Source organism: Brevibacillus schisleri, assembly GCF_055685845.1.
In genome coordinates this window covers 632,558-650,670 of sequence record NZ_JBVNDM010000001.1, presented here as the reverse complement: position 1 = coordinate 650,670, position 18,113 = coordinate 632,558, and the positions used below count along the sequence as shown (strand labels likewise).

16 protein-coding genes are annotated in these 18,113 nt (G+C 49.3%); all 16 read right to left on the bottom strand.

Translation table 11 applies throughout. The annotated features are described in order from the left end of the window. Positions 1 to 28 precede the first annotated feature (28 nt). On the bottom strand, positions 29 to 1,639 hold the full coding sequence (locus ACUUHJ_RS03430; RefSeq protein WP_289676000.1) for a gamma-glutamyltransferase family protein: 1,611 nt from the start codon (positions 1,637 to 1,639) through the stop codon (positions 29 to 31). A 322-nt stretch (positions 1,640 to 1,961) separates the two neighbouring features. Continuing rightward, on the bottom strand, positions 1,962 to 2,492 hold the full coding sequence (locus ACUUHJ_RS03425; protein WP_064201820.1) for a chromate transporter: 531 nt from the start codon (positions 2,490 to 2,492) through the stop codon (positions 1,962 to 1,964). Further along, a complete protein-coding gene (locus ACUUHJ_RS03420) occupies positions 2,489 to 3,070 on the bottom strand; it encodes a chromate transporter (RefSeq protein ID WP_173626824.1) in 582 nt (193 codons plus the stop codon). Before ACUUHJ_RS03420 ends, ACUUHJ_RS03425 begins: the two co-directional genes overlap by 4 nt. 24 nt (positions 3,071 to 3,094) lie before the next feature. Further along, a complete protein-coding gene (locus tag ACUUHJ_RS03415; RefSeq protein ID WP_289675998.1) occupies positions 3,095 to 3,571 on the bottom strand; it encodes an Lrp/AsnC family transcriptional regulator in 477 nt (158 codons plus the stop codon). A 203-nt stretch (positions 3,572 to 3,774) separates the two neighbouring features. Next, a complete protein-coding gene (locus ACUUHJ_RS03410) occupies positions 3,775 to 4,245 on the bottom strand; it encodes a nucleoside deaminase (protein WP_172141887.1) in 471 nt (156 codons plus the stop codon). Positions 4,246 to 4,318: 73 nt separating this feature from the next. Further along, positions 4,319 to 6,205 carry an ABC transporter permease gene (locus ACUUHJ_RS03405; protein ID WP_289675997.1) on the bottom strand — a complete coding sequence of 629 codons (1,887 nt, stop codon included), beginning with the start codon at positions 6,203 to 6,205 and terminating at the stop codon, positions 4,319 to 4,321. Further along, complete coding sequence (locus tag ACUUHJ_RS03400) at positions 6,180 to 6,950, bottom strand: ABC transporter ATP-binding protein (protein ID WP_012684288.1); 771 nt, start codon at positions 6,948 to 6,950, stop codon at positions 6,180 to 6,182. The genes ACUUHJ_RS03405 and ACUUHJ_RS03400 overlap by 26 nt, the downstream gene beginning before the upstream one ends. Positions 6,951 to 7,017: 67 nt before the next feature. Beyond that, entirely contained in the window at positions 7,018 to 8,034 is a 1,017-nt protein-coding gene (locus ACUUHJ_RS03395; RefSeq protein ID WP_289675996.1) for a sensor histidine kinase, read from the bottom strand. Continuing rightward, complete coding sequence (locus tag ACUUHJ_RS03390; protein ID WP_016740262.1) at positions 8,031 to 8,729, bottom strand: response regulator transcription factor; 699 nt, start codon at positions 8,727 to 8,729, stop codon at positions 8,031 to 8,033. Before ACUUHJ_RS03390 ends, ACUUHJ_RS03395 begins: the two co-directional genes overlap by 4 nt. A 659-nt stretch (positions 8,730 to 9,388) precedes the next feature. After that, positions 9,389 to 9,904 carry an RNA polymerase sigma factor gene (locus ACUUHJ_RS03385; protein ID WP_289675995.1) on the bottom strand — a complete coding sequence of 172 codons (516 nt, stop codon included), beginning with the start codon at positions 9,902 to 9,904 and terminating at the stop codon, positions 9,389 to 9,391. 542 nt (positions 9,905 to 10,446) lie between these two features. After that, entirely contained in the window at positions 10,447 to 11,742 is a 1,296-nt protein-coding gene (purB, locus tag ACUUHJ_RS03380) for an adenylosuccinate lyase (RefSeq protein ID WP_142498442.1), read from the bottom strand. Further along, entirely contained in the window at positions 11,739 to 12,902 is a 1,164-nt protein-coding gene (gene purK / locus ACUUHJ_RS03375; protein ID WP_289675993.1) for a 5-(carboxyamino)imidazole ribonucleotide synthase, read from the bottom strand. Before purK ends, purB begins: the two co-directional genes overlap by 4 nt. Further along, positions 12,899 to 13,387, bottom strand: coding sequence for a 5-(carboxyamino)imidazole ribonucleotide mutase (purE, locus tag ACUUHJ_RS03370; protein WP_289675992.1), 489 nt, complete (start codon positions 13,385 to 13,387; stop codon positions 12,899 to 12,901). The genes purK and purE overlap by 4 nt, the downstream gene beginning before the upstream one ends. 181 nt (positions 13,388 to 13,568) lie before the next feature. Further along, a complete protein-coding gene (locus ACUUHJ_RS03365) occupies positions 13,569 to 15,107 on the bottom strand; it encodes a M1 family metallopeptidase (protein ID WP_472298238.1) in 1,539 nt (512 codons plus the stop codon). 19 nt (positions 15,108 to 15,126) lie between these two features. Continuing rightward, positions 15,127 to 16,623: a M1 family metallopeptidase gene (locus ACUUHJ_RS03360; RefSeq protein WP_472298237.1), complete on the bottom strand. Its 1,497-nt coding sequence runs from the start codon at positions 16,621 to 16,623 to the stop codon at positions 15,127 to 15,129. A 59-nt stretch (positions 16,624 to 16,682) separates the two neighbouring features. Next, positions 16,683 to 17,984, bottom strand: a complete 1,302-nt coding sequence (locus ACUUHJ_RS03355) for a histidine--tRNA ligase (protein ID WP_472298236.1) — start codon at positions 17,982 to 17,984, stop codon at positions 16,683 to 16,685. Positions 17,985 to 18,113 lie beyond the last annotated feature (129 nt).

Sequence of the window (18,113 nt, the reverse complement as noted above, 5' to 3'; positions counted from 1 at the left end):
CCTTCAGTCCAATCCCAGGATTTTTTCCTTACCAAGCAGCAATGCTGCTGTCTGCGCGCATATCAGTACCACCGCTCAGCACACCATTTTCATCACGCCAAATGATTTGACCTCGTCCGAAGTAATTGCCGAGCTGCGCCCACTTGATCGTATGACCCCTGCGTTCCAAAGCTAGTGCCAAATGCTCCGGGAAATGACGCTCCAGTTCCACCGTTTTGCCTTCCATCCACTGCCAGCGCGGCGCATCGAGCGAAGCTTGCGGATTAAGGTGGAAGTCGATGGTGTTCATGACCACCTGCACATGTCCTTGTGGCTGCATGAAGCCGCCCATTACGCCGAATGGCCCCACTGCTTTTCCATCCTTCGTCAAGAAGCCCGGGATAATGGTGTGGAACGTTCTTTTGCCTGGCTCCAAGCAATTGTCATGAGCAGAGTCCAGCGAGAAGGTATGACCCCGGTTTTGCATGGCGATCCCTGTCCCCGGCACAACTACTCCGGAACCAAAGCCCATGTAGTTGCTTTGGATAAAGGAAACCATGTTGCCCTCACCGTCAGCAGTCGCTAAATAGACCGTACCGCTCGTTTTCGGCTGACCCGGCTCTGGCGTCAAGGCTTCATCACCAATCAGTGCACGGCGAGTAGCACCGTATTCCTCTGACAACAATGCCTCCTTGGAAACTTTCATTTTGCTCTCTTCTGTGATGTATTTCAATCCGTCCACAAATGCCAGCTTCATCGCTTCGATTTGCTTGTGATACGTTTCTGTTGTGTCCTTTGCGTCAAAATCAAAGCCTTTCAGAATGTTCAGAGCCATTAGGCCGATCATCCCTTGCCCATTCGGCGGGATCTCCCACACATCATAGCCGCGGTAGTTGACTCCGATCGGCTTCACCCATTCCGGCTCATAGGCAGCCAGGTCTTCTTTGCGCAAATAACCGTCGCACTCACGCGAGAACGCGTCGATCTTGTCTGCCAGCTCTCCGCGGTAGAAACTCTCCGCATTTGTTTCCGCGATTTGACGTAGCGTCTTCGCATGACCCGGTGACTTCCAGATGTCGCCAGCTTTTGGTACTTTGCCATCTGGCGTAAAGGTGGAGAACCAATGCGCGAACACTTCCCCTTTGCATTGCTGAGAAAGCTTTCTATGCGCTACATCCCAATTATGCGCCAATGTGGGCGATACGGGATAGCCATTCTCCGCATAGTCAATCGCTGGCTGCAAAACCTCTGTAAGCGGAAGACGTCCAAAACGCTTGGACAAGGCTGCCCACGCAGCAGGTGCGCCTGGGACCGTGACAGGGGTCCAGCCGTAGGTCGGCATTTCTTTCAGACCTTTTGCTTTTAATGCCTCGATGGAGATTCCTTGTGGAGCCGGACCGCTTGCATTCAGTCCGTGCAGCTCGTCTTTGATCCACACGAGGGCAAATGCGTCTCCCCCGATGCCGTTCGAGGTCGGTTCTACTACAGTCAGGCACGCAGCCGTTGCAATCGCCGCATCCACCGCATTTCCGCCCTTTTTCAAAATATCGAGACCTGCTTGTGCCGCTAGTGGCTGCGAGGTCGCTACCATACCGTTCTTGGCAAAAGTCGTCACACGCTTCGATGCGTATGGGTATTCCATTGCGTCATAATCAACCATGGTTTTTGCCTCCTAAATCGTTCGTTTAGCCGATAAGAAAGACCGTTAGATAAGCACGAAAGGTCCATCTGGTCTGAGTCAACATAGTGGAGGGGAAGAAAAAGCACAGTTCTCTTCGACTCTGACACGCCAGCAGGGGGATTCACTGTTCGTCTCCACTTCCAAAAGGGAACCGTCGAGCCAAAGCCACCCTACGGGCGGAAGTTTCTCAGGGAAGACGTGTTCGACAAGCGGGTCCCCTTTTAGAAGTTCCGACTGGGTAGGCGTTGTCAAGGTCTACGAGCCCTGTGCTTTTTCTTCTTACCAGCTTACGTAAATCTTCCTACCCAATGAAAACAAACCCGTACGCCATCGCTCCCAAGATGACAAAAGCGGGATGGACCTTCCATGTTTCGAGCAGAAGGTAGGATGCCACTGTCAAAATCCCTGTTTGCATCCAGCCGATTCCCTCGACTGCGCCCATTAGGAATTGATACGTCATCGTTCCGAGCAAGACAGTAACGACTGGCCGTACCGATTGGGTCATCGCTTTTACCTGTGGTGCACTGCGGAATAGGTTAATAAAACCCATCAATAAGACCATCGCGATCGCTGTCGGCGCGACCGTTGCAAATAAAGCGACGACTGCGCCCGGTACACCTGCTACCTGATAGCCAATGTATCCAGCGAGCTTGGTCGCAATTGGGCTGGGCAGGGCATTTCCTACTGCCAGCACTTCTCCGAATTCCTGCACACTCATCCACTGGTAATGGTCAACCACTTCATTTTGGATCAAAGGGATGCTCGGTGGCCCTCCCCCGTACCCCAAAATGTTGGAGATGAAAAAGGCCCAAAATAATTGCAGGTAGATCATGCTACACCCTCCTTGCCGTCCTTGTCCTTGCGCTTGCGGACAGACCAAGTAGAGTAAGCAAATGAAACGGCCAGCGCAATCCCTACGACGATGCCCGGATGCCAATCAAGGAAGAGTAACGCTACGAGTGAGAGGGCGAGGGAAAGGCTCACACCTGCTTTGCTGGACGCTCCCTTCCACCCCTTTGAAAGGAATTCCCAGGTAAGGACGCCTGTCATAACTGCGATTACCGGACCTATTGCCTGGATCATGCCGTATACACCCGGCGCATCCTTCCATTGATATATGACTTGCAGCAAACCGATCATCACAAGCACGATTGGCATCACTACTGCGATGTTTGCCACCAATGCCCCCTTCCAGCCTTTTACCCGATAGCCAATAAATGCAGCCAGTTTGGTTCCAATGGGCCCTGGAAGAGCGTTGCCGAGCGCCAGATTGTCGGAAAAATCCTCATCTGTCACCCATTTATACTTTTTCACGCATTCGGTGTAAAAGAGGGGAACCATCGTAGGCCCTCCCCCAAATCCGAAGATTCCGATGCGGAAAAAGGCGAGAAATAATTGCCAGTAAATCATAGCTGTACCTCCGTCCTTGCCTAACTAGCGGATAAAGTTGTACTTGGACTTCAATATTTTCAATTCGTTAATCACATTCGTTTTGGAGATGCCAGGAATCTTGTGCAGCTTCTTTAGTAAAAATTGCGATAATTCTTCATTACTTGTTACGAGCACCTGTGTGAAAAGCTGATATTCCCCAGAAGTGAGTACGATGAGCCTAATCTCTACGGTTTCCATCAACGCAGCAACCACATCATCCAGCTTTTCCGCATCCACAGCCACTTGAATCATCGCTTGTACATGAAACCCTGCCTTGACTGGATTGACAATACCGACCAGACTCAGGGCTCCTTCGTCCTGCAATTGCTGGACGCGCATGCGGATCGTCTTTTCTGTAACCCCGAGGTCCTTCGCAATCTGAGTAAACGGCAAGCGCGCATTTCTTTGCAAGGCTCGAATGATCCCATAGTCGATGTCATCTAAATCAGGATAAAGTGATCTTCGGAAAGTTTCCTCCATACAAACACACCTTTATTCGTCTTTTTTAAACAATATTCAACCTCATCACAGCTTAATTTCATAAAATTCGGTCGAATTACATAATGATTGTTGCTACTATAATACGATCTTCAACACAGCGCAATACTTCGTCTGAAAATTTCATTTCGAAAGCATTTCAATAAAACGAAAAAAGAGCCTTCCCCGCTAGGAGAGGCTCTCTATTAATATTCGATACGGTCCAGAGATTGAGACCATGCTTCAAATGGACTCCGTTTGTTCGCAAGATCTATTCTCCGAAACGGAATGCTTCGCTCTTCATGAGGGAGAACAATCTGCTCATAAATAAACTGATCATCAAAACCGACATGCGCCGCGTCTTCTTTCGTACAAGCATAATAGACATTTCGCGGTCTGGCCCAATAGATGGCTCCTAGACACATCGGACACGGCTCACAGCTCGTATACAGGTCACAATCGTTTAACTGAAAGGTTTCGAGATGACGACACGCTTCCCGAATGGCTTGAATTTCGGCATGTGCCGTCGGGTCATTGCTCGTCGTCACTTCATTGCGTCCTCGTCCAACTACTTGCCCATCCTTCACGACAAGGGCTCCAAACGGGCCGCCGATTTTATCACGTACATTTTCAAACGCAATCTGTACAGCTTGCCCCATCCACGTCTCTCGTTCCATCCGCTTGCCCCCTCGCATCCCCTTCTCCTTTTATCCTATGTCCCTGCTCATCTGGACATGCTGGAAAAGTTCACTAGCGATTCATGGATTGCTTTAAATGGAACAAGTAACGGTTTCGAATGATCCAGAAATACACACCTTGAACAACGACGAAGCTGCATAACACAATCGCAGTCGGCTTGAACACAGACGCGACAAGGATGAGCTTCAACAAGCTTTGCAGGGACACGAACGCCACCATACTGTGAATAATAGCCACCACAATCGGCACGAAGAACAACAGGGCAATCTGGGTCGTAACGATCCGCGTCAACTCCGCATCCGTGAGTCCAATCTTGGAAAGCGACCCATAATGCCTCTTATCGTATTCCAGGTCCGTATACAAACGGAAATAGAGAAAGCTTGCTGCAGCTACAAAGAACAACACGCCTACAAATAACCCGATAAAGAGTGCCATGTTCGCCATTTGTTTCATGCTGTGGTAGTAGGGTGCACGAGCTGAAAACGAATAATTTTCGTCGTAATGACTAATCTCATCCTGAAGCTTTAGACTAATATCCTGGGTTTCCTTCCATCTTGGCACCTCGTATACAAAGCGCTGTTCTTCCTTCGCTTTTGGAAGCTGGTCGTACACCTGATTCGGCACGACAGCCAAACGCCCAAATTCGAGCCCCTTGATCAACGGAGTCATATTCGTGTCTGTTTTGACTGCCAGCTGTGCATTTCCCACCTGAAGAGTCTTGCTCGCTACCGAATCGCCAATCCAGTTGAGCATGACGAATACCTCGTCATTCGTCATTTGCAGCTCAGGCGAGTGGGAAGCTACCGCCAGCCTGTTATAGTCGGATAGCTTGACTACTCCAATCTTTTCCTCATTAATCGGTTCAGGCAAAACCCGCATAGCTACTTGATATTTTTCAAAGGAAAAGCCACTCTGCTGCAAGCTCGTTTCAATTAACGACAGATGCTTCGCCCTCTCCACATCACTTTGTTTGGACTGGTATTCAAATGCGAACGGATTGATTTTCATCACCGTAATCTGAATCGACCCAGCCAACGCTGCCAGCGTGCCAATCGCACAAAAAGCAACGGTAGAGACGATGCTGACCAAAAAGAACATCCGGGCATTATCCTTCATTCGATAGGCCAGATCAGAGAGCGTCAGGAGATTCGTACGTTTCCAATAGAAAGTTCGACGCTTCTTCAGAAAATCGATGAAGATGACACTCAGCTGAGTAAACAACAGGTACGTTCCTACAGTCGTCAGCGCAATGACCGGAAGCATCAGCACGAGCACATTCACTCCGTCAGCAGTGAGGGCTAAGGCATAGCTCATTCCTAACAAAGCTACCGCGACCAGAGACAGCACTAGCGATGCCCTCGGCTCGCGCTTAGGACGACCGCTTCCTTGCAACAGATCCAACAGACTGCGGCTACGCAGTACGAGGACCGTAAATAGCGAAATGGCTGCATACAAGATAAGAAACGCCACCACTGTCAAACCGATCGCTTTCCACGGGAAGTAAAAACCGAGTGCTTTTACAGCAAGCAAAAATCCGGCGAATTGGAAAAACAGCTTGGCGAGAACCAGCCCGACCCCAATCCCGATGGCAATCGAAACAATGCCAATCAGCATGTTTTCCATAAAAATCAGCATGTTCCGCTGTAACGGTGTCATCCCTTGGATAAAAAGGATGCCGAACTCCTTCTCCCTCTTTTTCAGAAAAGCACCGACACAATAAAAGAGAAAAAAGAAGGAGAACAGAAAAATGACGTACTCAGCCGCCATCATCCCAGTGGCTACGGATTCATGAATCTCCTGCCCGATAATTTCCGGATGAAAAATGAACATCGCATAGACGAAAAAAATGAGGACAGAAAAAACGCTACTCATGAAAAACGCAGCGTACATACGTTTATTTCGTAGAACGTTATTACACGCGAATTGTCGAAAGGTCATAGGTGTTCCCTCCCAAAAACGACAATGAGTCAATAATTTTCTGGAAGAATACCTGTCGACTCTCACCCCGATACATCTCGTTATGGAGTTGACCGTCTTTAATAAAAATCACCCGATGGCAATAGCTGGCCGCCAAAGCATCATGCGTCACCATCATCATGGTGGTATTATCTCTCTTATTGATCGCTTCCAGTGTCTCCATCACATTGCGCGAAGACTTGGAATCAAGATTTCCTGTTGGCTCGTCAGCGAGCAAAAGCGACGGGGAATGAATGATCGCCCTGGCAATTGCCGTCCGTTGACGTTGCCCCCCAGATACCTCGAAGGTCCGCTTTTCCAATATGTCCTGAATCCCTAGCTTCTCCGCAACACTTTGCAGCTTTTCTTCCATGACCGCTACTTTCTCATTGTCCAGCGTCAGCGGCAACACGATATTTTCCCCAATCGTCAACGTGTCCAAGAGATTAAAATCTTGAAATACAAAGCCGAGCTCTCGGCGACGAAACAGAGCCAGTTTATCTTTTTTTAAATGATGCGGATTCGTACCGTTCAAAAGAACCGCACCAGAGGTTGGTGTATCAATGGTGGAGATCATGTTTAATAGCGTAGTCTTGCCACTGCCTGAGGGGCCCATTATACCGACGAATTCGCCCTTGCGAATCGAAAAATCGATATCGGTCAGCGCGCGGTAGGTTACCTTGCCCCCGTATATTTTACTTAAGCTATTTACAGCAAGCATTTCCATGCGCCATTCCCCTTTCTTGCACTTCCAAATTCAACTATACGGAAGTGCGCATAGTCCAGCTATCGAATTAACTTTCAGCTATCTTACTTTCTTGTAAGGTTGGGACGATGGCAGACAAGACAATACGTACGGTAGTCCCCTCGCCCACTTCTGATTCCATCTCCACCCCATGATGGAGCCGACCGCAAATTTCTTTCACCAGGTACAGTCCCATCCCGGTGGACTCAGGGTATTTACGCCCGTTTTCTCCCGTAAAATACGGCTTGAACACGCGGTGAATATCTTCGGCCGGGATCCCGATTCCATAATCCTGCACTTCCAGTATGGCATGTGCTCCGCGTTCATACGCACGAATGGTGACCTTGTTGCTTTTCCCTGCTGAATAACGAACGGCATTCGTCAACAATTGGTTGAGGACAAATGCAAGCCACTTATCGTCCGATTCTACTCGCCAATTTTCATCCACTTTTACCTCGGGATACACTTGGTTGCGAATAAACAGCCGCTTGTTTTCAGCCAACACATTTTGCACCAAGGAACGCAGTGTTACGGGCTCAATCAGGAAGTCCTGTTCAAATCGGTCGAGGCGAGCTATGTACAGTACTGTTTCTAGTCCACGCTTGATCCGGTCCACTTCTTCACGAACGCTCTCAGCTGTTGGATCGTCTTCATTTTGCAGCAACAGATGAATAACCGAAATCGGCGTCTTCATCTGATGAACCCATTGCTGAATAAACGTCGTATGGTCCCGTTGCTTGTTTTCATAGGCATGAAGCTGTTCTTTGTAGAGCCGGTACTGCTCCTGACTGATGTCATCCATCGCGCGGCACAACGGTGAATTCCCGTATGTCTGGGTCAGCTCCTCTAATGACTCTACCGGCTTGCTCAGTCGCTGATAGATTGTGCGGTTAGACAAATAACGGATGGCGAGAAAAGCCCCTGCGAAAAAAACAGATAAAAACATGACGTAGATCATCAATGATTCATTCCAGTACCCATCCAGCGCAAAAATCATAATTAATAAGATCAATTGGACGAGAAAAAACGCTGCGAATGGCCATTGATCACGAAGGAACAGCTTCATTGCCCTTCCTCCCAAGTCGCCCGCAAGCGATAACCAGAACCGCGAACAGTCTCGACAGCTCCCTCTAAGCCTAGGTCTTTCAGCTTGCCGCGCACGCGTGTGATGTAGACATTCAGCGTGTTTTCATCGACAAACTGTTCATCCCACAGCTTTTCTAGCAAACGCTCACGGCTGACGACACGTGGATGTTGATTCATCAAGGCTTCGAGCAGTAACGCTTCCTTTTTGCTCAGCTCGATTTTGGTCTCGTACATGGACAGCTCCATTCGCTCCAAAAACAGTTTGAGCCCCGCTACTTCAACTGTACGCTCCCCTTCTTGCGGAGCATATTGTCCGTAAGCCCGACGTAGCTGACTGCGGATTTTGGCCAAAACCACATCGTAGTCAAATGGCTTTGTGATATAGTCATCAGCCCCATTTTCCAAGGCCATCACCTGGTCCATTTTACTTTCTCGTGCAGAGATGAACAGGATCGGGCAGTTGGACTCCTGGCGCATTTGCCGGCACCAATAAAATCCGTCAAATTTCGGTAGATTCACATCCAACAGAACCAAATCAGGACGCGATTGGGTAAATACCTCCATGACTCTATCGAAATGTTCAACATTGACTGTCTGGAATCCGTATTTTTCCAGTTGCTCTTGTAGCAGCTGGTTGATTTTCGGGTCGTCTTCTACAATCATAATTGTGGACATCACTCATACTCCTCTCGTCTTGAGTCTCCTCCATTTCATTCTTTACTATACCATTAGAAAACTAGACTACGCCAAGCCTTTAGCGTTTCTCGTACTTAGAAGTCGAATGAAAAAAAGACTTGTATGTTGCTGTAGTGGTGAGGAGGAAACAGGAGAAAACGCTCAGATTCTAGGGCCACCCTCTGAGGGATTGACTGCACGACTCCATGCAAAAAGCGAAACCGCGTCCAAAGTAGTCCATTCAGGATGTATTTCAGAGGTGGACGCTTAAGGGCGTGTTTCGCTTTTTGCATTGCGTCTCGGTCGGTGTCCCTAAGATCTTCACTTATTTCTCCTGTTTCCTCTACGAGCTTTCCGTATTGATCGGTTTTTAAATACCTTAAAAGAATGTAAGATTGCCCTCAGTAACGACAGAGAAGAATATTTCCAGGCGTAGCGACTTGTGGAGTCCTACAGAGCGGAGAAGGGATTCGCGGGCAAAAGAAACGCAACCGTGCCCATACGGCGTAGCGGCTACCACTTTTGCGTTTCCCCGCGAATCCCTTCGGAGCGGACAGTCTAACCCCCAGCAGGACGAAACCTGGAGCCTAGCATGGAAATATTCTTCTCTCCACTACAGTCTGCCAATAGTAAAAAAGGGCAGGACTGTTGTCCCCCCCTTATGCTTGTTGTGTCATCAATTGCTGCAGCTTCTTAATCCCACGGAAGTGCAGGATTTTCACCGAAGCCTCTGTCTTGCCCAAGATTTCCGCGATCTCATTCATTCGCAAATCTCCGAGATAGCGCAGAGCGATCACATTGCGCTGATCCTTTGTCAGCGTGTGCACCTTATCCCACAAGCCCTCGGTTGTCTCCTGATTCAGAAGATGCTCCTCTGGCAGCTTATCTGTTGCGATCATATTGCTAAATGTGTCCTGATCGACCGGACTCTCCCGCTTCTTGCGCATGTAGTCAATCAAAGCATTGTGCGCAATTCGGAAAATCCAGGCGCCAAATGGATGGCGGCCATCGTACTGCTCAAGCTTGGAGTACACCTTGATAAACACAGTCGTTGTCAGGTCTTCCACATCCCAGACGTTTTTTACCCGGTAGCGGAAATAGCGATATATTTTAGCAGAGTAATCTTCGTAAATTTGTTGGTGACTTAATTTTGGATACATGATTGCTGTCGTCATAATCGATCTCCCGTTTCGTGATCCGTATGAATTGATTTCATTGTACGGTCGAAACGAAGCAGGAACCATCGAGTTATATTTCAGGAAGCTTACACTTTTGTAAGGTACTTATGGGCTCGTTGTAAGCTCGCACAAGTAGGTACGAAAGGGGTATCATTTCGGTTACAACTTTCAAAAGAAATCTTTAAAAATTTCTTAAGGAATTTTTTAAGTTGTCTTTAAAACCGTTTTTGCGTGTCATTTAAAAGCAGTCTTCATACTACATGATGTTACTGCTTAGTAGTAATTTCACACGCTTGAATTATTTTCAGGCTTTTCACAAAAGGAAGCGCAGGAATGAATGGCGGGGGTTTTCAGCTTTTATTACATACAAAAACGCATTTGCGTTTTCTGGTTTGAAGCGCTCCCGCCATTTATTCCGAAGCGGACAGTCATTCCCACAGCGGGGCGTAGGCCGAAGCGTAGACTGGAATTGCGCTTCTCCCCCACTCCAGCTCCTTTCCAAAGAAAAACGCCCCCGAAAAATTCGAGGGCATTTGCATTTAAATCAATCCAAGACGTTGGAAAATCGTATCCACATGCTTCAGATGGTAACGGTAGTCAAAGCACTCATCCAGCTCTTCCTTGGATAGTGTAGAGCTGACAGTCGCATCCTCATCGACGATCGCACGGAAGGAGCGTTGCTCTTCCCACGCCTGCATCGCACGAGGCTGTACCGTGTCATAGGCTTGCTCGCGGCTCATGCCTTTTTCGATCAGCTTGAGCATCACTTGCTGCGAGTAGATCAATCCAAAGGTACGGTCCATATTGCGCTTCATGTTCTCAGGGAACACCGTCAAGTTTTTCACGATGTTCATGAAACGGCGCAGCATGTAGTTCAATGCTTGCGTTGCATCTGGCAAAATCACGCGCTCCGCAGAGGAGTGGGAAATATCCCGCTCATGCCAGAGGGAAACATTTTCATAGGAAGTGAGCATGTGACCGCGGATGACACGAGCCAGTCCGCAAATATTTTCGCTTCCGATTGGGTTGCGCTTGTGTGGCATTGCAGAAGAACCTTTTTGGCCTTTGGCAAATGCTTCTTCCACCTCGCGCATTTCGCTCTTTTGCAGACCGCGAATTTCTGTTGCGAATTTCTCCAAAGAAGTTGCGATCAGTGCCAATGTCGCCATGTACTCGGCGTGGCGATCCCGCTGCAAGGTTTGAGTAGAAATTGGCGCTGCAGACAGTCCCAGCTTCTCGCACACGTACGCTTCCACGAACGGATCGATGTTTGCGTATGTGCCAACTGCGCCAGAGATTTTGCCGTACGCCACTTCTTTTTTCGCAGCCTGAAAACGAGCCAGGTTGCGCTTCATTTCTTCATACCACAGGGCCAGCTTCAAGCCAAAAGTCGTAGGCTCCGCATGTACGCCATGCGTTCTGCCCATGCAAACCGTATCCTTGTGCTCACGAGCTTTGTCTGCCAAAATCTCGATGAAGTCTTCGATATCCTTCTCCAAAATCTCGTTCGCCTGACGCAGCAGGTAAGACAGAGCAGTATCCACCACATCGGTAGAAGTCAGTCCGTAATGCACCCACTTCTTTTCTTCGCCCAAGGTTTCCGATACCGCACGGGTAAACGCCACCACATCATGGCGTGTCTCTTCTTCGATCTCATAGATTCTGTTGATGTCAAAAGTAGCTTTATCCCACAGCTTTTTCACGTCTTCCTCAGGAATGACGCCCAGCTTGGACCATGCTTCACACGCGAGAATTTCTACTTCCAGCCACGCTTTGAATTTGTTTTCTTCCGTCCAAATGGCGCGCATTTCCGGTCGGGAATAACGTTCGATCATGATAATACCTCCGATGTATTCGTCCAGATTTTCAGCTCATCAATCAGGGTGAGCGCTTCTTCTACAGTAGGGGCGAGCACATTGATATGCCCCATTTTCCGCTTGGCCTTGCTCTCTGCTTTTCCGTACAAATGGAGCTTGGCTGTGCGCGGCAGCTTGTCGATCTGATCGATGACAGGCTGTAGATGCTCTCCCAAAATATTAACCATCACGACGCTCGAGAGCAACTCTGTAGATCCCAAAGGCAGATTGCAAACCGCCCGAACATGCTGCTCAAACTGCGAGGTCACACAAGCATCCATGGTAAAATGCCCGGAGTTGTGCGGTCGAGGCGCCAATTCATTGACATACAGCTGACCATCTTCAGTCAAAAACAGCTCAACTGCAATGAGTCCGATCACATCCAGCTTTTCTACAATCGTGCGAGCAATTTCTTCCGCCCGGGCGGCTACTTCAGCCGAAATACGAGCGGGTACGATGCTCAAGTGCAGGATGTTTTCCTGATGAATATTTTCTGACACAGGAAAAACGGCCAGTTCTCCCGCAGGATTGCGTGCAGCAACGACAGACAGCTCCATTTGGAAGGGTACAAATTGTTCCACGATCAGCTCTGTACCTGCTTTGGACAACGTTTCGTACGCCTCCGCCAGCTCAGCCTCGCTTCTCAATACCCATTGTCCTTTGCCGTCATAGCCACCGGTTGCGGTCTTCATAACAGCAGGCAGCCCCAGTTCACGCACGGCGTCCTGCAAATCCTCCAAGCTGTTCACGACACAAAACGGAGCAACCGGGATGCCGATCTCGCGAATAGCGGTCTTTTCTCGAATCCGATTTTGGGTGATACGCAAAAGGCGGCTTCCCTGCGGTACATAAGCGCGGCTCTCCAATACTTCAGCCACCTTTGCATCGACATTTTCAAATTCATAGGAGATGACATCACTGACCGAGGCAAGCTGCATCGCTGCTTCTACATCATCGTAGCTGGCGACAATTTGCCGATCAGCCGTTTGGCCGCATGGTGCGTCTGCTGTTGGGTCCATTGTGACAAAGCGGTAGCCCATAGCTCGTCCCGCAAGAGCAATCATCCGTCCAAGCTGTCCTCCGCCAAGTATTCCTAGGGTCGATCCTGGTTTGATTTGCTTATGGTCTTTGGTTGTCATTCGAGTTCACTAGCCTCCAGCACCTTATTGCGTACATCGTCACGTCTTTGCACGAACCGCTCTTGTACTTCTGGATATTTGATCCCCAAAATTTGCGCAGCCAATAACCCTGCATTGATAGCTCCAGCTTTTCCGATTGCAACCGTCGCCACAGGCACGCCCCCTGGCATTTGCACAATCGACAAAAGCGAGTCGAGACCATTCAAGTTGGATGATTTCACCGGTACACCAATGACAGGCAACTCTGTCTTAGCAGCCACCATTCCTGGCAAATGAGCTGCCCCGCCCGCGCCCGCAATAATGACCTCCAAGCCGCGGCTTTTAGCGGTCTCGGCATACGTAAACATCAAGTCTGGCGTTCTGTGTGCAGACACGACCTTCTTTTCGTACGGCACCTGCAATTCGTCCAAAATTGCGCAAGCTTCCTTCATTGTTTCCCAGTCTGACGTACTGCCCATAATGACTCCTACCAAAGGCTGTAGCATAAACCATTCGCCCCCTACGTTTTGTAACATCAGAAGAAAACCCAACCGACTAACGGCTTTTCGTGCCGCTCTCATCGCCTGGGCTATTCGAACTCGTTTTCTCTCAACGTATTCAGTGTAGCAGGGAGAAAGTTTGCCTGTCAACCTCGTTTCCGAACATTTAAAAATGGTAAATCAAAAATCATTCGTGTTTGCCTTTTCCTACCCAGTTGTTGGCCGCTTCGGCTTTCTCTAGCTCGACCTGAAGCCAATAATCTAAGTAGGGACTGGCATCCGCCCCGGCAGCTGTAGTCAATAGCGCTTTGATTTGCTCCCCGTTCGCCTGCTTGTATTGATGATCTCGTACATATTGACGCAACACCTGATGCAGTCGTTCGACTCCCCATTCTTCTTTCAAGTTCCACCACATGGCACCCGCTCGCCCGTAGACGAGGTCATTGTAACTCCTCCAGTCTGGAAAAGCCTTCACAGACGACTTTGCAGTGACTCCTTGGTTCGCATATCCTTCCGCTGCACGTGCTTGCCCTAGCCGCATCTGAATATACGCTTGTGAACGCGTAGGAGACTTTTGCTGCAAAAATACCATCGTCGCATAATCTGTCAGTCCCTCATCCAGCCACGCCTCTCGCACCTCGTCGTTTCCGACCAGCCCGTAAAACCACTGATGTGCCGTTTCATGCGCTACGATCGCTTCCCCCATGGCATCGCTGCGGTCAAAATACTCCTGGGCAATAAAAACGAGGCCCGGGTATTCCATACCTCCAAAGAAGCCACCTGTTTTGACAACATCGTATTCCTTATACGGATACACTCCGAACTGTTTTCCGTAATAGTCGAGAGACTCCCTGGCAGTCTCATGGATTCGTTCTACGTTTTGCGGGTCATCACTTTTCTGCACCCACGTACGTACGATGGTTTCTCCGACCTTGCCAGATATAGGCTGGTACGTATCGTCCATGACGACAAGGGCAAAATCCCGAACGTTCCATGCGTCCACCTCATAGATTTTTAACCGTTGCGGTCTCGTCTCGGTGATGACAGCCACGCTCTCCAACCCACTCGTAGCAAGCTGGTACCCCTCTGATAACTGCACACGTAAATGATAATTCGCCACATCCGAGTAAAAAGGATCGCCTATCGCGGAATAAGGATCGAGCCGCCAGCCTCCTGCATCCTTGACCGCCAGGATCGGCAGCCAATTGCCCAGCCACATCGCATGATCATGGTAAGACATTCGCCCATTGTTAAAAGGAACCTCGAGCTGAAAATTCATCTCCACCACTGTCTCAGCTTTCGAAGTTCTTGCAGGAAGGGGCACTTGTAAAAGCGTATTGGTCTTTCCCGCATACTGTACGCCGACACTTTTTCCGTTTACCCGTACTTCGCTTATCCTGATACCCCCGGAATCACGCTGGTTGCCTAGTACAACCTCCCAGTTCTCTCCACTAGGAGCAGCATTCGCAGAAAAAGCATTGGGATATAAATGAAAAAAAACTTGGTCATCTTGAGGGACAAAACGAGCCGTCAGTATTCCTTTCACCACGTGCCTGTTCATATCGATTTGTACGTCGGCCTTGTAAGTGACTGCAGCCTGCTTGTGACCAATCGGCACAATCTCCTGAGCATCTACGCCAGCCTGCCCTGTCCAAGGCCGGATGTTCAAGAATACAGTCAAAACGACTCCTACTGCGACGATGACCACCCAATGCTTCCGCCACATCGTGATCCCCTGCCTTCGATTACTTCTTTTGATGCTTGAGACGTTGGTGCTCCAGCCAAGCAGCTGCCTGTTCCTGCTGGGACATGTCTACCTTCAACCAATAGTCCAAGAAAGCGCCCGCATCTTCTCCGGCCATCTCAGATAGAAAGGCTCCCCATTCCTTTCCGGTCACCACCTGATAACGGTACTTCTCGACATACTGCTTTAAAACGTCATGTACCCTTTCTTCCCCCCACGCCCCCTGCAATAGCCACAGCATCGAGGACGGACGGGAATAAACGAGATCGCTATAGCTTTGATTATTAGGAAATGAAGACAGCGCTTGCCAAGGACGTTGTCCCTCTGCCACGTAATACTGAACAGAGGTGCCCTGCCCCAGCCGTCTGCGTACCCGTTCTGCTCCCAGTAGCGGGTCTTGCTGAGATAAGTATGAGAGCGTCACGTACTCTGTGAATCCCTCATCCAGCCATGCTTCCTTTACCTGATTATTTCCGAGTAATCCGTAAAACCACTGATGTGCCGTCTCATGGACAACCGTGACAATACCTGTTTCTTCCCCTGAAAAGAAATGACGCCCGTCGAGAAAGACCAATGCTGGGTACTCCATTCCATTTATCGCGCCACCGGTTCTTACCACATCGTATTCGGTATAGGGGTAGGCGCCCAATTGATGATGAAAATAGGCGAGTGACTTCGCTGCTGCTTCATGAATCTGCTCAGCAGTTTCCGGATCATCTGTTTTCCGCCACCATGTTCGGACGACTGTTTGGCCCACCTTCGTTTCCTTTCGCTGATAGGAGGCATCCATAACGACGAGGGCAAAATCCCTCACATTTTCTGCACCGAGCTGTATCGTCTTTTCTCCCTCACGAGTAGAAACCTGTTTCGCAGCCATGTCAGGCGCTGTGCTCGCCAGCTGATACTCTTTTGGCAGCGTCACGTTCACCTCATAATCGGCGTTCTCACTATAAAATGGATCACCGACAGGCTCGTACGGATCGAGATGCCAGCCTTCCTTGTCGTACACCGCAAGAACCGGGAGCCAGTTCCCCAGCCAGAGTGAATGGTCATCGTACGACATCCTGCCGTCGTTTCGCGGAAGAGTCATCTCGAACTCCATCTCGATCGTTCGTGGGCCCGTCTGTCCTTCTAGAGGCACTTCGAATATGTTCAGGTCTTTCGTCTGTTTACTTGCAACCGCGACGCCATCGACAAGTAGCTTTTTATTAGTGTATGTGCCAAGCGTTGGGCCATTGCCTAAAAGTTCCTCCCATAGCATGCCTTGATGCTCTTCTGTAAATACGTTCGGGTAAAGATGGAGATAGGCACGAGTAGGGTCTTTTGGCCAAAAGGTAATCGTTACGGTTCCTGCTACTTCTTTCTTGATTGGATCAATTCGCACATCAGCCTGATAGAGGGGTTTACGCATAAGCGCAGTACCCTCCTCAGCATTTACAGGCAACATCCACGTCAAAAACAATAAGCTACAACCGACCAGTGAGACCCATGTCTTCACGCCATCTCCCCCTTTTCTCTACTGTACAAAAGATGGAAGAAAAAGACTATCTTTCCTCTTTACCCTGATAGCTTGTCGGACAGCCACTTTTCAACCAACTCCAAAGGAACTGGCTGTTCCGTTCCCTCTCGCATATCTCGTACGACGACCTGCCCGCTGTTCACTTCGTTTTCCCCATAGATCAAGGCAAAAGCAAAGCCTTCTTTATTTGCATAATCGAGTGCTTTTTTCAGTCGTCTCCCTGTCAGCTCCAGCTCGACTCTGATACCGCTCTCGCGCAATCGGTTGGCCAGGCCAAGACTAGATGCTTCTGTCCCGAGGGGAATGACGAGTACATCGGCAGCTTTCTGCTCCTCCGTGTTACGATTTGCCAACGCTGCTAGAATGACATCCAATCCAAACGAAATCCCTACAGCAGGATACTCTCTTCCATCATCCAAAAGCCGACCGATAATCTGGTCGTAACGTCCCCCACTACCGATACTGGACGTCATGCTTCCATCCTGCAAAAAGATCTCATACACAATCCCTGTGTAGATCCCTAAGCCTCTTGCCAAAAATGGCGAGAAACGAAGCTCCCCAGCCACACCCGCTCCTGTTACATAAGCAATCATTTCACGCAGCTCCCGAATCCCTTTCTGAACTAACGGGGATGTAAAGCGCTCTGTCAACAGATCCAGGGTAATCACACCTTCTTGCAGGAAAGACGTAATCGCCAAAACGAGTGACTCCTCGACGTTTCGCTCCCGCAAGTCATCACGCACTCCGTCCACGCCGATTTTCTCGAGCTTATCCAGCGACAGCATGACATCCCCGGCCCGCTCTACGGGAACTCCCAGCTCCTGAAGCACCCCAGATAACAGCTTGCGGTTGTTGACCTCAATGTACACGTCGAGTCCCAGCCGCTTGAATGCCTCAAACGCCATACTGAGCAATTCTGCTTCAGCCAGCACCGATGTCGTTCCCACGATATCGACATCGCATTGAATAAATTCGCGCAAACGTCCGGTTTTTACTGGACCGTCCCGAAATACTTTTCCGATCTCATACCGCTTGAACGGCATCCGGATCTCAGGATTCATGCCCACTACCTTTGTTAACGGTACAGTCAAATCATAGCGCAGGCCGAGCTCTCTATCTCCTTGGTCGTTCAAACGATACACTTCTTTCAAGATTTCATCCCCGCCGCCGTACTTGGATGCCAGCAATTCGTAGTGCTGCAACATAGGCGTCTCCAATGGCTTGCAGCCGTATGTCTCAAATACAGCCTCGAGCGTCCGTCGTATCCAGTTTCGTTGCATTTGCTCCTGCGGCATGAAATCTTTTGTGCCTTTTACCGTTTTTAATACTTCGTTTTCCATGAATAACACCCTTTCTTTTATCAGATAGAGAAAACCAAAAAAGCCATGCAAGGCAACTTCTTGCCCGCATGGCTTCCTAAATACACCACCGCAGGCACGAAGCACAAGAAGCGCTTGCACCTGCGGAAA